This is a genomic window from Variovorax sp. GW822-FHT04A09, assembly GCF_058801005.1.
The window spans coordinates 22,737-36,150 of record NZ_JBXAMV010000004.1 but is presented as its reverse complement, the minus strand read 5'-3'; the positions used below and the strand labels follow the sequence as shown (position 1 = coordinate 36,150).

General features: G+C 68.2%; 13 protein-coding genes. 1 reads left to right on the top strand and 12 read right to left on the bottom strand.

Going from position 1 to position 13,414, the window contains the following annotated elements; translation table 11 throughout:
- Window positions 1-41 precede the first annotated feature (41 nt).
- The 12 genes from AC1RLW_RS20235 to AC1RLW_RS20180 form a co-directional block, all read right to left on the bottom strand.
- Window positions 42-1,196, bottom strand: coding sequence for a transporter substrate-binding domain-containing protein (locus AC1RLW_RS20235; protein ID WP_493194728.1), 1,155 nt, complete (start codon window positions 1,194-1,196; stop codon window positions 42-44).
- A 66-nt stretch (window positions 1,197-1,262) separates the two neighbouring features.
- Window positions 1,263-2,897 carry a nitric oxide reductase activation protein NorD gene (locus AC1RLW_RS20230; protein WP_493194726.1) on the bottom strand — a complete coding sequence of 545 codons (1,635 nt, stop codon included), beginning with the start codon at window positions 2,895-2,897 and terminating at the stop codon, window positions 1,263-1,265.
- Window positions 2,894-3,712, bottom strand: coding sequence for a CbbQ/NirQ/NorQ/GpvN family protein (locus AC1RLW_RS20225; protein ID WP_492686859.1), 819 nt, complete (start codon window positions 3,710-3,712; stop codon window positions 2,894-2,896). Before AC1RLW_RS20225 ends, AC1RLW_RS20230 begins: the two co-directional genes overlap by 4 nt.
- The gene (locus AC1RLW_RS20220; protein WP_493194724.1) at window positions 3,709-4,719 is read right to left on the bottom strand and encodes an alpha/beta fold hydrolase; all 1,011 of its coding nucleotides are present in this window, start codon (window positions 4,717-4,719) and stop codon (window positions 3,709-3,711) included. The genes AC1RLW_RS20225 and AC1RLW_RS20220 overlap by 4 nt, the downstream gene beginning before the upstream one ends.
- A gap of 11 nt (window positions 4,720-4,730) precedes the next feature.
- Window positions 4,731-5,768 carry an aliphatic amidase gene (locus AC1RLW_RS20215; RefSeq protein ID WP_119556141.1) on the bottom strand — a complete coding sequence of 346 codons (1,038 nt, stop codon included), beginning with the start codon at window positions 5,766-5,768 and terminating at the stop codon, window positions 4,731-4,733.
- A gap of 42 nt (window positions 5,769-5,810) precedes the next feature.
- Complete coding sequence (urtE, locus tag AC1RLW_RS20210) at window positions 5,811-6,500, bottom strand: urea ABC transporter ATP-binding subunit UrtE (protein WP_493194722.1); 690 nt, start codon at window positions 6,498-6,500, stop codon at window positions 5,811-5,813.
- A gap of 18 nt (window positions 6,501-6,518) precedes the next feature.
- Window positions 6,519-7,301: an urea ABC transporter ATP-binding protein UrtD gene (urtD, locus tag AC1RLW_RS20205; protein WP_493195325.1), complete on the bottom strand. Its 783-nt coding sequence runs from the start codon at window positions 7,299-7,301 to the stop codon at window positions 6,519-6,521.
- A 14-nt stretch (window positions 7,302-7,315) separates the two neighbouring features.
- Window positions 7,316-8,368: an urea ABC transporter permease subunit UrtC gene (urtC, locus tag AC1RLW_RS20200; RefSeq protein WP_493194721.1), complete on the bottom strand. Its 1,053-nt coding sequence runs from the start codon at window positions 8,366-8,368 to the stop codon at window positions 7,316-7,318.
- 3 nt (window positions 8,369-8,371) lie between these two features.
- On the bottom strand, window positions 8,372-9,274 hold the full coding sequence (gene urtB, locus AC1RLW_RS20195; RefSeq protein WP_493194719.1) for an urea ABC transporter permease subunit UrtB: 903 nt from the start codon (window positions 9,272-9,274) through the stop codon (window positions 8,372-8,374).
- A 5-nt stretch (window positions 9,275-9,279) separates the two neighbouring features.
- Window positions 9,280-10,473 (bottom strand): urea ABC transporter substrate-binding protein, encoded by a 1,194-nt coding sequence (gene urtA / locus AC1RLW_RS20190; protein ID WP_493194717.1) that lies wholly within the window; start codon window positions 10,471-10,473, stop codon window positions 9,280-9,282.
- A gap of 400 nt (window positions 10,474-10,873) precedes the next feature.
- Entirely contained in the window at window positions 10,874-11,368 is a 495-nt protein-coding gene (locus AC1RLW_RS20185) for a hypothetical protein (protein WP_095948507.1), read from the bottom strand.
- Window positions 11,369-12,325, bottom strand: coding sequence for a LysR family transcriptional regulator (locus tag AC1RLW_RS20180; RefSeq protein ID WP_493194715.1), 957 nt, complete (start codon window positions 12,323-12,325; stop codon window positions 11,369-11,371).
- Between the two features lie 95 nt (window positions 12,326-12,420).
- Here AC1RLW_RS20180 and AC1RLW_RS20175 point away from each other — a divergent pair, with 95 nt between their 5' ends.
- A complete protein-coding gene (locus tag AC1RLW_RS20175) occupies window positions 12,421-13,410 on the top strand; it encodes an NAD-dependent epimerase/dehydratase family protein (RefSeq protein ID WP_493194714.1) in 990 nt (329 codons plus the stop codon).
- Window positions 13,411-13,414 lie beyond the last annotated feature (4 nt).

Genomic DNA, 13,414 nt, shown 5'->3' with positions numbered 1-13,414 from the left:
GCTGCAGGGGCTCGCCGATGAACAACCGCTGCTGGTTCATCCTAGAGCTCCAGCGCATCGAGCCGCGCCGTCCAGTCGCCCAGCGAGTGCGTGACGAGGTACGGGTCCGGATACACCGGGCGCGTCGCCTGGCGCACGATGGTGAACTGCCCGTGCGCGTCGACGCGGCCGATGCGCGGGTACAGGCAGGTGTGGTGGTTGGTCGGGTCGATCTTCACGCGGCCCTGCGGCGCATCGAACTCGCTGCCCAGGATGTGCGGCAGGATCTCCGCGATGCCGTCCGTGCCCGCCTGCCGGAAGGCGTTGGCGAAGATGTGCATCTGGAAGTACGAAGCCTCCCAGCACAGGTTGGGCACGCAGCCGTCGCCGAAGCGCGCGCGCAGCCGCGCCAGGCAGCGCTGGTTGGCGGGTGAATCGATCGACTGGAAATACGGCGCCGCCGTGAAATGGCCCGTGGCCACGCCGGGGCCCATCTGCGAGATCTCGGCTTCCGAGGTGGTGAGGCTTGAGATGGGCATCGTCTTCGGGTCGAAGCCGGCCTCGGCATAGGCGCGGTACAGGCTCGCGGTGGAATCACCCACCACCGTCGAGAAGATGAAGTCGGGCCGCTTGTCGCGGATGTCGTCCATGATCGCGCGGTAGTCCTTCTCGGTGGCATCAAGTGCCACGTAGCGCTCGCCGAGCTTTTCGCTGCCGGGGCGCTGCATCACCAGCTCGCCCATGATGCGGTTCGACTCGTAGGGGTAGATGTAGTCGGAGCCGATCAGGTACACGCGCGCGCCGAAGTTCGTGGTCATGAACTCGGCCAGCTGCACGCTATTCTGGTTGGGCGCCGCGCCGGTGTAGATCACGTTGCCCGAGTACTCGAAGCCTTCGTACAGCGTGGGGTAGAACAGCAGCTTGTTCCACTTCTCGATCACCGGGATCACGGCCTTGCGGCTGCTCGACATGTAGCAGCCGAAGAGCACGTTCACGCGGTCCTGCACGATCAGCCGCTCGGCCAGCTGGGCGTAGCGCACGGGGTTCGATTGCGGGTCGTAGCGCACGCCCACGAGTTCGCGGCCGTCGACGCCGCCGGCCGCGTTGATCTCCTCGATGGCCAGCAGCGCGCCCTGCAGCTGCGACAGGCCGATGGTCGAGGTGACGCCGGTCTCGGAATACAGAATGCCGACGCGAAGAGGGTCCCTGTCAGCCACTGGGGTGTCTCCTGGATGTGTGGGCCCTCATTGTGTGCTCCTCCCTGGCTTTCTTCATTCCGTCGGTCAATGGGCGGCGGCCAGCCGCGTGCTCATGCGGGCCAGCCGCGCGGGCAGGCTGCGCGCGTCGTCGGCGATGCAATAGTTGCGCCAGCCGAAGATGCGCCGCACGTACGCGTCGGCCGCACCGTCCACCGCGATGCAGGCGCTGCGCACGCCGGCTTTGCGCGCCTCGGCCACGGCCTGGCGGGCGTCTTCGATCAGGTACTTCGGGTCGTGCACGTCGATGTCCGAGGGCGCGCCGTCGGTCACCAGCAGGATCGCGCGCGGCCCGGCCGGCTCGGCCTGCAGGTGCGAGGCCGCATGGCGCAGCGCGGCGCCCATGCGCGTCGAATAGCGCCCGCGCACCGCGCCGATCATCGCGCGCGAGGGCGCAGCCAGCGGCTGGCCGAACTCGAGCAGGCGGTAGTAGTACACCTCGGCGCGCGTGTTCGACGAGAAGCCGTGGATGGCGAGCCGGTCGATGCCGCGCGCGTTCGAGGCGGCGAGCAGCAGCGCGGCCTGCTTCTCCAGGTCGAGCAGCGAAACGGCGCCGTCGCCGTGGCCCGCGTCGTTGGCCGACTCGGAGAGGTCGAGCAGCACCAGCACGCTCGACGGACGCGGGCCCTTGCCCGGGCGCATGAACAGCCGCGCATCGGGCCGCAGGCGCAGGCGGCGATCGACCAGCACCTCGATGGCCGCGTTCAGGTCGATGTCGTCGCCTTCCCACTGCCGGCGCAGGCGGTGCGTGCGGTCGAGGTGGCGTGCGCGGGGCAGGGCGAGCGGCACGATGCGCTCGTTGGCCGCCGCTCCCAGAGTGCCCGCCGCACCCAGGCCCTGCCACGCGGGCAGCTTCTCGATCACCGTGCACCAGTCGGGGCGCAGGCGCTCCTGCGTGCGGTCCCACTCGGGGTAGGTGTAGCGGCCGAGTTCCATGTCGGCGCCGCCTTCGGGTGGCGCTTCGTTGCCTTCGCGCGGGGCATCCGAAGGTGGCGGTGGCCGCACGCCCGTCTGCTGCAGCGCGATGGCGTCGTCGGGCGGTGTCTCGGCCTCGCCGAAATCCCACAGGTAGCTGTTGTCGTCGCGCCAGGGCGCGGGCACGGCGTAGTCCTGCGGCTCGAAGCGCACGCGCATCTGGCCGAGGTCGTTGGCGAGGATCGAGGCGACGGCGCGGAAGGCGTCGTAGTCTTCCAGCCCCGCGCGCGAGACGGTCTCGTCGAACAGGCGGCGTGCCTTGTTCACCCAGTGGTTGTCGTCCTGCGCGTCGGCGCGCAGAAGCACGCGGTCCATGCGCGCGATCAGCGCGGCAAAGCGCAGGTCGAGCGGATCGGGCGCGGGCGGCAGCGCGGCGACGAACCAGCCGTGCAGGCCGGGAAAGTCGCGCCACAGCAGCCGCTCGACGCGCGCATCTTCCAGGGCCGAGACCACCGCGATGCCCATGGGCTTGAGCGTGCGCGCCGGCCGCGCAGGCGTCGAGTGGCGCAGGTGCGCGACCGCATGCGCCACCATCGCGCGGTGCAGCCGCACGGCTTCGTCCCCCTCGGGCAACAGCAGCCGACGGCCCGTGAGCACGGCGCGTGCGCCGGCCAGCGGCTGCACGTCGACATCGACGCCGGCCAGCCCGCGGGCCAGCAGCGAGAGGGCGCCGTGCCCGTCGTTCATCCGAACTGCGCCTCGACAAAGCCCTGCAGCGCGCTCGCCATGTCGGGGTCGTCGGTGAGGGCGCGCGTCATCGTCATGTCGCAGCTGTCGCGCGGCGACACGCCGTCGCGGATCAGCACGCCCGCGTAGATCAGCATGCGCGTCGACACACCCTCGTCGAGCCCGCGATGCTTGAGCTCGCGCGAGCAGTGCGCAATGGCGACCAGCTTCGCGGCGAGCGCGGGGTCGACGCCGGCCTCGTGCGCGACGATCTCCGCTTCGAGCGCGCCGTCGGGGTAGTCGAACTCCAGTGCCGCGAAGCGCTGGCGCGTCGAAGGCTTCATGTCCTTGGCACTGCTCTGGTAGCCGGGGTTGTACGACACCACCAGCTGGAAGTCGGGGTGCGCGTGCACCAGCTCGCCCTTCTTGTCCAGCGGCAGGATGCGGCGCGCGTCGGTCAGCGGGTGGATCACCACGGTGGTGTCCTGCCGCGCCTCCACCACCTCGTCGAGGTAGCAGATGCCGCCGTGGCGCACCGCGAGCGTCAGCGGCCCGTCGTGCCAGGCCGTGCCGTTCGCGTCGAGCAGGTAGCGGCCCACGAGGTCCGAGGCCGTCATGTCCTCGTTGCACGCCAGCGTGACCAGCGGCCGCCCGAGCGACCACGCCATGTGCTCCACGAAGCGCGTCTTGCCGCAGCCCGTCGGCCCTTTCAGGATCAGCGGCATGCGGTGGCGGTACGCGTGCCGGTACAGCGCCACCTCGTGGCCCGCGGGCCGGTAGAAGGGCTCGGTCTCGATGCGGTAGGCGGCGAGCGGATCGTGCACGGGAGCGTTCATGGCGTGGCGAGCAGTTCCTTGAGGGCGTTGTCGATGAAGCGGGTGTCGACCGGGCTGCTGCCGCCGCCCGCGAAGTGGCCCCACACGCCGGGGATCGGGCGGCACTCGGCGTTCGGCATGTGCGACACCTCCCATGCGTTGTCGGCCACGGGAAAGTACAGGTCGCGCTCGGCCGGCATCACGATCGCGCGCGCCTTGATGGCGCCCAGCGCCTTCTTGAAGTCGCCCTGGAACACCGGGTTGTCGCTGATGTCGCCGTGCTGCCAGGACCACAGCATCGCGAGCAGGTTGTTGGCGTCCTTCTTCAGGAAGAAGCCTTCCCAGTAGCCGACCAGGAAATCTTCGAGCGAGCTGAAGCCCAGCTCGCGCCACAGCTGCTGCATGTAGAAGGGCTGCGACAGGCCCCAGCCCGCGTACACGCGGCCCACCGCGCGCAAGCCCTTGCTCGGCGGCGTGGTGTACCAGCCGCCGTTCCACGCCACGTCGGCCGTGAGCGCGGCCTTCACGCCTTCGAGGAACACGATGTTGTGCGGCGCCGTCTTCGCCGAACCGCAGAAGGGCGCGATGCGCTTCACCATCTCGGGGTACAGGCACCCCCACTGGTTGGTCTGCTGCGCGCCCATCGACCAGCCCACCACCAGCGCGAGCTGCTCGATGCCGAACTGCTCGGTCACCAGCCGGTGCTGCAGCGTCACGTTGTCGTAGAGCGTGACGTTCGGAAAGCGCGCCAGGTTGTAGGGCTCGGGCGTGTTGCTCGGCGAGGACGAGAGGCCATTGCCCAGCATGTTGGGCACGATGATGAAGTACTTCGCCGGGTCTAGCGCCATGCCGGGGCCGATGAGCCATTCGTTGTCGGTGTGCTGGCCCGAGTACCAGGTCGGATAGACGATGGCGTTGCTCTTCTGTGCGTTGAGCGTGCCGTAGGTCTTGTAGGCGAGCTTCGCGCCGCGCAGGGTGGCCCCCCGCTGCAGCGCGACATCGCCGAGTTCGAAGATGTCGTGGTCCATGGGGCGGTGCTTCAGCGGTGCTTGGCCGGTTCGTTCGGAATGCCCTCGATCGGGCACTCGGGCGTGCCGACGGTGCTGCGCGTGAACGACTCCACCATCTCGCGCGTGCCCTCGGGGTCGTTGATCCACTGCGTGTAGAAGTTGTAGGGGCAGGCCGCCACGCCTTTGTCGCCGTCGCCCGAGTTGATGGTGCCGGTGTAGCCGCGGTGCACGAGCTTGAACAGGTGGTTCTGCGACTGGCCGTTCTTGCGCGCGTCGCGGATCAGGCCCATCGACAGCTCGGCGTAGTTGATGCCCATCTCTTCCTCGCCGCATTCGCCGAGCGTGCGGCCGTCGAAGCCGATGAGCGCCGAGTGGCCGAAGTACGAGTACACGCCGTCGAAGCCGGCCGCGTTGGCCACCGCCACGTAGGTGTTGTTCATGAAGGCCATGGCCTTGGAGACCATGATCTGCTGCTCCTTGGCCGGGTACATGTAGCCCTGGCAGCGGATGATGAGCTCGGCGCCGCGCATCGCGCAGTCGCGCCAGATCTCGGGGTAGTTGCCGTCGTCGCAGATGATCAGGCTCATCTTCATGCCCTTGGGGCCTTCGCTCACGTAGGTGCAGTCGCCCGGGTACCAGCCCTCGATGGGCACCCACGGCATGATCTTGCGGTACTTCTGGACGATCTCGCCCTGGTTGTTCATGAGGATCAGCGTGTTGTAGGGCGCCTTGTTCGGGTGCTCCTCGTGGCGCTCGCCGGTGAGCGAGAACACGCCCCACACGTTGGCGCGGCGGCACGCGTCCGCGAAGATCGCGGTCTCCTCGCCGGGGATGGCCGAGGCGGTGTCGTACATCTCCTTGGCGTCGTACATGATCCCGTGCGTGGAGTACTCGGGAAAGATCACCAGGTCCATGCCCGGCAGGCCTTTCTTCATGCCGACCAGCATCTCGCCGATCTTGCGTGCGTTGTCCAGCACCTCGGCCTTGGTGTGCAGGCGGGGCATCTTGTAGTTGACGACCGCGACGCCAACGCAATCGTTGCTGCTCGAAATATCACCATGTCTCATGACGCTGCTCCTGAAGGGTGGTTGAAGAAAAAGAGGGAAGGGCTACACGGTCAGAAAGGATCGGACCTTGTCTTGATCTAGCGTGGCCCGCGCCTCGTCGTGCACGATGCGGCCGCGGTCGATGACGAGAAAGCGGTCGGCCAGGTCGAGCGCGAAGCTCAGCACCTGCTCCGACACCACGACGGCAAAGCCGCGTTCGGCGCGCAGCACGTTCAGCGTCTGCGCGATCTCCTTGATGATCGAAGGCTGGATGCCCTCGGTGGGTTCGTCGAGGATCAGCACCTTCGGCTCCGAGATGAGCGCGCGCGCAATCGCCAGCATCTGCTGCTGGCCGCCCGAGAGGTTGCCGGCCTTGCGCTGCTTCATGTCCTTGAGCACGGGGAAGAAGGTGTAGAGGTACTCGGGCACCGTGCGGTGGCCCGACCTCGCGGCGCCCGACAGGATGTTCTGCTCCACCGTGAGGAACGGGAACACCATGCGCCCCTGCGGCACGAAGGCCAGGCCCTGCGCCACGCGCTGGTAGCTGGGCAGCGTCGTGAGCTCGGCGCCGCCCAGGCGGATGTGGCCGCCGCGCGCAGGCAGCAAGCCGATGAGCGACTTCAGCAAGGTGGTCTTGCCCATGCCGTTGCGGCCCATGATGGCGACCGCTTCGTCGGGCGCGACGCGCAGCGACACATCGCGGATGACGTGCGATTCGCCATACGCCACGTTGAGATCGGAGACTTCGAGCATGTAGGTTTCTCCTTCTTCTCAATGGCCGAGGTACACGTCGATCACGCGCGGGTCGGTCTGCACTTCGGCCGCCGTGCCTTCGCTCAGCAACTTGCCCTGGTGCAGCACCGTGACGCGGTGCGCGATGCGCTTGACGAAGTCCATGTCGTGCTCGATCACGACCACCGACTTGCCGGCCGAGATGCGCCGCAGCAGGTCGCCGGTCTGTTCGCGCTCGCGCGGGCTCATGCCGGCCACGGGCTCGTCGAGCAGCAGCAGTTCGGGCTCCTGCATGAGCAGCATCCCGATCTCGAGCCACTGCTTCTGCCCGTGGCTGAGCTGCCCGGCGCGGTGGCCCAGGCGATCGGCCAGGAAGACCTGCTCGGCCATCGCGTCGATGCGCGCACGCACGGCGGGCGTGCGGCGAAAGGTCAGCGACTGCAGCAGGCCGTGCATGCGCGGCAGCGAGATCTCGAAGTTCTCCAGCACGGTGAGGTCTTCGTAGACCGAGGGCGTCTGGAACTTGCGGCCCACGCCGGCGCGCACGATCTCGTACTCGTTCAGGCGACCGAGGTCCTGGCCGTTGAACAGCACGCGGCCCGCGCTGGGCTTGGTCTTGCCGCAGACCATGTCGAGCAGCGTGGTCTTGCCGGCGCCGTTGGGGCCGATGATCACGCGCAGCTCGTTGCGCTCGACCGAGAGGCTGAGCCCGTCCACGGCCTTGAAGCCGTCGAAGGACACGGTGAGGTCTTCGATGCGCAGGATCTGCTCGCTCGACGGCGGCACCGCCGAAGCGGCCTGCGGCAGCCCGCCGTTGGGCATCGTCATCGTGGCATTCATGGCGCCACCTCCGAGGTACGGCGGCGCACGAGCTTTTCGCCCAGGCCCGCGAGCCCGTTCGGCATCGCCCACACCACGAGGATGAACACCGCGCCCAGCACGTACAGCCAGCCTTCGGGAAAGGTCTCCGACAGGTACGACTTGAGGAAGCCGATGAGCAGCGCGCCGATCACCGCGCCCGGAATCGACAACCGCCCGCCGACCGCCGCGTAGATCACCATCTCGACCGAGGCCACGACGCCGATCACGCCCGGCGCGATGAGCCCCACCTGCAGGCTGTAGAACGCCCCGCCGATGGCCGAGAGCACGGCGGCCACCGCGAACACGAAGGCCTTCATGTGCGCCGTGTTGTAGCCGCTGAAGCGCACGCGGTCTTCCTTGTCGCGGATGGCGATCAGCAGCTTGCCGAAGCGGCTGCGCACGATGGCGAGCGACACCATCATCACGAGCGCAATGGCCGCGACTTCGACGAAGTACATCGTGCGCCTGGCCTCGTCGGTGGCGATGTCCCAGCCCAGCAGCGTGCGGAAATCGGTGATGCCGTTGGCGCCGCCGGTGTCGCCCTGCTGGCCGACCACCACCACCGTGAGCGTGAGCGCCAGCGACAGCGTGACGATCGCGAAGTACACGCCGCTCACGCGCCGCTTGAAGATCGCGTACGAGAACACGTAGGCCAGCACGGCAGGAATCACGAGGATGCCCACCACCGTCCAGCCCAGCGAGTGGAAGGGCTGCCACCACGCGGGCAGCTGCTCGACGCTGCTCCACACCATGAAGTCCGGCAGCTCGGGCGCGGACGCTTCGAGCTTGAGGAACATGGCCATCATGTAGCCGCCCAGCCCGAAGAACATGCCCTGGCCCAGGCTCAGCACGCCGCCGTAGCCCCAGGTGAGCACCACGCCCACCGCGACGAACGCGAAGGCCAGGTACTTGCTCACGAGGTTCAGGCGGAACGGATCGAGCGTGAGCGGCAGCACCACCGCCAGCAGCACCAGCACCGCGAGCAGCGCGCCGAGGTCGCGCTTGCGTTGAGGAGAAAGACCGTGCATGCGTCAGCTCCTCGAGCGCGTGGCGAACAGGCCGTTCGGCCTGAAGTACAGCACCGCGATCACCAGCAGCAGGATCGTGGCCTTGGCCATCGAGCCGCTCATGAGGTACTCGAGCCAGGTCTGCGACTGCGCGATGGCAAAGCCCGAGAGCGCGGTGCCGATGAGGCTCTGCACGCCGCCGAACACCACCACGATGAACGAGTCGACGATGTACAGCTGGCCCGTGCCGGGGTTGGTCGAGCCGATCATGGTGAACACCGCGCCCGCGATGCCCGCCAGGCCCGAGCCCAGCGCGAAGGTCATCGCGTCGACGCGGTGCGTGTCGATGCCCACCGCGCCGGCGATGGCGCGGTTCTGCGTCACCGCGCGCACCTTCAGCCCCCACGGCGTGCGGTACAGCAGCAGGTACACGCCGACCGCCACCAGGGCCGTGAGCCCGACGATGAAGATGCGGTTCAGCGGCAGCTGGATGCCCGCCGTCGGCTCCCACGCCCCCGCCAGCCACGAGGCCAGCGGCACGCTCACTTCCTGCGCGCCGAAGATCGAGCGGTAGGCCTGCTGCAGCATGAGGCTCAGGCCCCAGGTGGCCAGCAGGGTGTCCAGCGGGCGGTCGTAGAAGAAGTGGATGAAGCCCCGCTCCAGCACATAGCCGAACGCGAAGGTCACGGCGAACGCGAACGGAATCGCGGCGAACAGGTACAGGTCCATGAAGCCCGGCGCGTAGTGCGCGAAGAAGCGCGCCGCCAGGTAGGTCATGTAGGCGCCCAGCGCCATCAGCTCGCCGTGCGCCATGTTGATGACGCCCATCAGGCCGAACACGATGGCCAGCCCGATGGCCATGAGCAGCAGGATGGTGAACAGGCTCACGCCGTTGAACACCTGCATCACCGCGATGTCGAAGTTCATCGCGTTCAGACCTTCGGGAAGGGGTTGGGCTCGACCAGCTGCGGCGATTCCCACACGATGTCGAACTGCCCGTCGGGCCGCGCGCGGCCCACGCGCACCTTCTTCCACACGTGGTGGTTGGTGGCGTGGATGCGCACCGTGCCCTCGGGCGCCTCGATCTCCACGCCCGCGGCGGCGGCCGTGACCTTGTCGACGTCGAAGGACTTGGCCTTTTCCACCGCCAGCTTCCACAGGTACACGCTGTTGTAGGCCACCTCCATCGGGTCGCCGATCACGCGGTCCTGCCCGTACTTCGCCTTGAAGGCCTTCACGAACTTCTCGTTGGCCGGTGACTTGATGCTCTGGAAGTAGCCCATGCAGGCGTAGTAGCCCGCGGCGTTGTCGCGGCCGATGCCGTCGATCTCGTTCTCGGACACCACGGTGGACAGCAGCACTTGCTTGGCGCCGTCGAGGCCCGCCGCGCGCAGCTGCTTGTAGAAGGCCACGTTGGAGCCGCCCACCACGGTGCTGTAGATGCAGTCGGGCTTGGCGGCCTTGATCTTGTTGATGATCGACGAGAACTCGGTGTGGCCCAGCGGTGCGTACTCTTCGCCGAGCACCTTGCCGCCGGCCTTGGCGATGGCGGGCTTGGCGATCTTGTTGCAGGTGCGCGGGTAGATGTAGTCGGAGCCGACGAGGAAGAAGTTCTTGCCCTTCTCGCGCGCCATCCATTCCACCGCCGCGATCACCGATTGCGTGGCTTCCTGCGAGGGGTAGAACACGCGCTTGTCCTGCTCCTGGCCCTCGTAGTAGGTCGGATAGAACAGCAGGCCCTTGGCCTGGTTGAGCACCGGCAGCAGCGCCTTGCGCGAGGCCGAGGTGTAGCAGCCGATGATGGCCGCCACCTTGTCGCGCTCCAGCAGCTTGCGCGCCTTCTCGGCGAACACCGAGTTCTCGCTCGCGCCGTCTTCGACCACGGCCTCGATCTTCTTGCCCATCACGCCGCCGGCGGCGTTGATCTCCTCGATGGCCAGTTTCTCGGCATCGACCAGCGAGGCCTCGGCGATGGCGATGGTGCCCGAGAGCGAATGCAGCAGGCCGAGCTTCACGGTGGTGCCGTCCTGCGCGCGGGCCAGGCCGGCCACGCCGGAGGCGGCGCCCAGCACGATCATCGAGCCGCCGGTCTTCACGATCTGGCGGCGGTTGAAAGCGTTCGTCATGTCAAATTCCTTTGCTTTGGTTTTGTGCGAGTCATCAGGAACATCCGACCTTCGGAACCGCGTTTTGGGTGTCTCCTCCCGCCGCGCGGCCCCTGCAAACGAGCGCTGTGCTGCCAGTGCGTTTTCTTCGGGCAAAGCTGCGCCACCGGATGGCGCGCATCCGTTTGAAAAAGGCGTTGTTGCGACCGAAAAAACAAAAAAGCCCGAACCGGTGGTGAAACCGATTCGGGCTTAATTGCCCGACACCTCGCTGGCAGCACTGGCAGCGGGCGTCGTATGACTGGGAACGATTGCTCGTTGGGGCGGATTCTTCTCAACTCACCCCGGCGTGAACATACGCTTTTTCGCTAATTGGCGAAAGGGCGGCGCGTGTGCTATTCGCGCGCAGCGCCTGAACACATCAGCTGCGCGGGCGGGCGTAGTCCGACTCGATCCACGCGGTGGCGCTCGAGGTCGTGAGCCGGAACGCGGGCGACACGTTCACGCTTGCCAGCTCCGAGTCGTCGGCATCGTCATACGCCGTGAGCGTGGCCGAGGGGTTGTCCTCGTCGGGCACGATCGACAGCGCCACGCGGATGCGCTGGTCGTTGCGCGCGGTGACCGTCACGCTCTTGTTGAGCGTGGCGTGCAGCTGCTGTTCGTGGCGGCGGATCACCTCGGCGGCGGTCTTCACCAGCGTGTGGAAGGCGGGGGTGTCCAGCGGCTTGGGGTTCTTCTTGTCGCGGCCCATGGTCCAGGGGCCGACGAGCGCGGGCTCGGGGTCGCCGTGGCGGGTCATCTCGACGGCCCAGCCGTCGTCTTCCTCGTTCTTGATGATGCGGGCGGTCCAGAGGTCGTCGCGCCAGAGGCGGGGTTCCTGCAGGGGGAGGTGGTCGGGGGAATCGGTCGTCGTCATTCAGGGAGAAGCTTTGGATCTTGCGCGGGGCATTGTCGCCCGGGGCGCAGGGGCCGCCGCCGCGCCAACGTACTGTTGCAAGCCCTCGACCAGCGCATCGAAGGCCACGCGGCAGCGCGGGCTGTGGCGCAGGTCTTCGTGCATCGTGACCCAGGTGTCGAGCTTCAGCGAGAGCGCGCGCGGCAGCAGGCGCATCAGCGCGGCATCGCGCTTGGCCAGGCCCACCTGGCACACGCCGATGCCCGCGCCCGCGCGGATGAGGGCCAGCTGCGCGAGGTCGCTGTCGGTGCGCAGCGCAAAGGCGTCGCGCGTGAAGCCCGTGACCGACTTGAACGACTTGATCGCCTCGCGCACGAAGGCCGAGGGCTGGTCGTAGCCGATGAGCGCGTGCGCCGCCAGGTCGTCGGGCGTGCGCGGCGTGCCGTGGCGCGCGAGGTAGCTGGTGTGCGCATGAAAGCCCAGCTCGATGTGGCCGATGCGGCGCGCCACCAGCTGCGCCTGCCGGGGCCGCACCATGCGCACGGCGATGTCGGCCTCGCGCCGCAGCAGGTCTTGCACGCGGTTGGTCGACACCAGCTCGACCTTCAGCGCCGGGTGCGCCTCGCGCAGTCGTGCCACGACGGGCGGCAGCACCTCCACCGCGACCACCTCGCTGACCGACACCCGCACCACGCCGCGCACGCCGTCGCCCTGGCTGCTGGCCGCGCGCTGCAGCGAGGCGGCGGTGCTTTCCATGGCCTCGGCATGCGTGCGCAGTGCCAGCGCCACTTCGGTGGGCAGCAGGCCCACCTGCGAGCGGGTGAAGAGCACCACGCCGAGCGCTTCCTCGAGCGCCGCCACGTGGCGACCGACGGTGGGTTGCGTGATGCCGAGTGCGCGCGCCGCACCCGAGAGCGAACCCTCGCGCAGCACGCCGAGGAAGGAGCGGTACAGCTCCCAGCTGATGTTCCAGGTCATACGGAAATGTATGGCCGATGGTGCATGTTCGGCAATTCCATTCGAACCCCCTCCTGCCCAGAATTCACCCATCGATCACTGTTCAGGAGCATTTCATGGCACGCAACGACAACACGGTTCTGGTGCTCGGCGCCACGGGCGGCATCGGCGGCGAGGTGGCCCGCCAGCTGTGCGATGCGGGCTGGGAGGTGCGCGCCCTGAAGCGCGGCGCGGTCGAAGGAAAGCGCGAGGGCATCACCTGGCTGGCCGGCGACGCGATGGACGCGCAGGCCGTGCGGCGGGCCGCGAAGGGCTGCGCGGTCATCGTGCATGCGGTCAATCCGCCGGGCTACCGCGGCTGGTCGGAGCTGGTGCTGCCGATGCTCGACAGCACCCTCGCCGCCGCGAAGGCCGAGGGCGCGACCGTCGTGCTGCCCGGCACGGTCTACAACTTCGGCCCCGATGCCTTCCCGTTGCTGGCCGAAGACTCGCCGCAGCGCCCGCTCACCGCCAAGGGCGCGATCCGCGTCGAGATGGAAAGGCGCCTCGAAGACGCCAGCCGCGAAGGCGCGCGCGTGCTGATCGTGCGCGCCGGCGACTTCTTCGGCCCGAAGGCGGGCAACAACTGGTTCTCGCAGGGGCTGGTGAAGGCGGGCCAACCGGTCCGGGCCGTCAGCCGCCCCGGCGACCCCGGTGTCGGCCACCAGTGGTCGTACCTGCCGGACGTGGCCCGCACCATGGTCGAGCTGCTGGCGCGGCGCGACCGGCTCGCGCCCTTCGCGCGCTTTCACATGGCCGGCCATTGGGACGCCGACGGCACGCGCATGAGCGACGCGATCCGCAAGGTGGTGGCCCGGCGCACTGGCGCCCAGGTGCGTGTGTCGGCCTTCCCGTGGTGGCTGCTGGCGCTGGCCTCGCCCTTCGTCGTCACCTTTCGCGAGCTGCGCGAAATGCGCTACCTGTGGCGCACGCCCGTGGGCATGGACAACGCGAAGCTGGTGGCCTTCCTGGGCCGCGAGCCGCACACGCCGCTCGAAGAGGCCGTGGAGGCCGCGCTCGACGGCATGGGCTGCCTGCCCATGGCGCCGGTGGTCGTCGCGGCCTGAACGT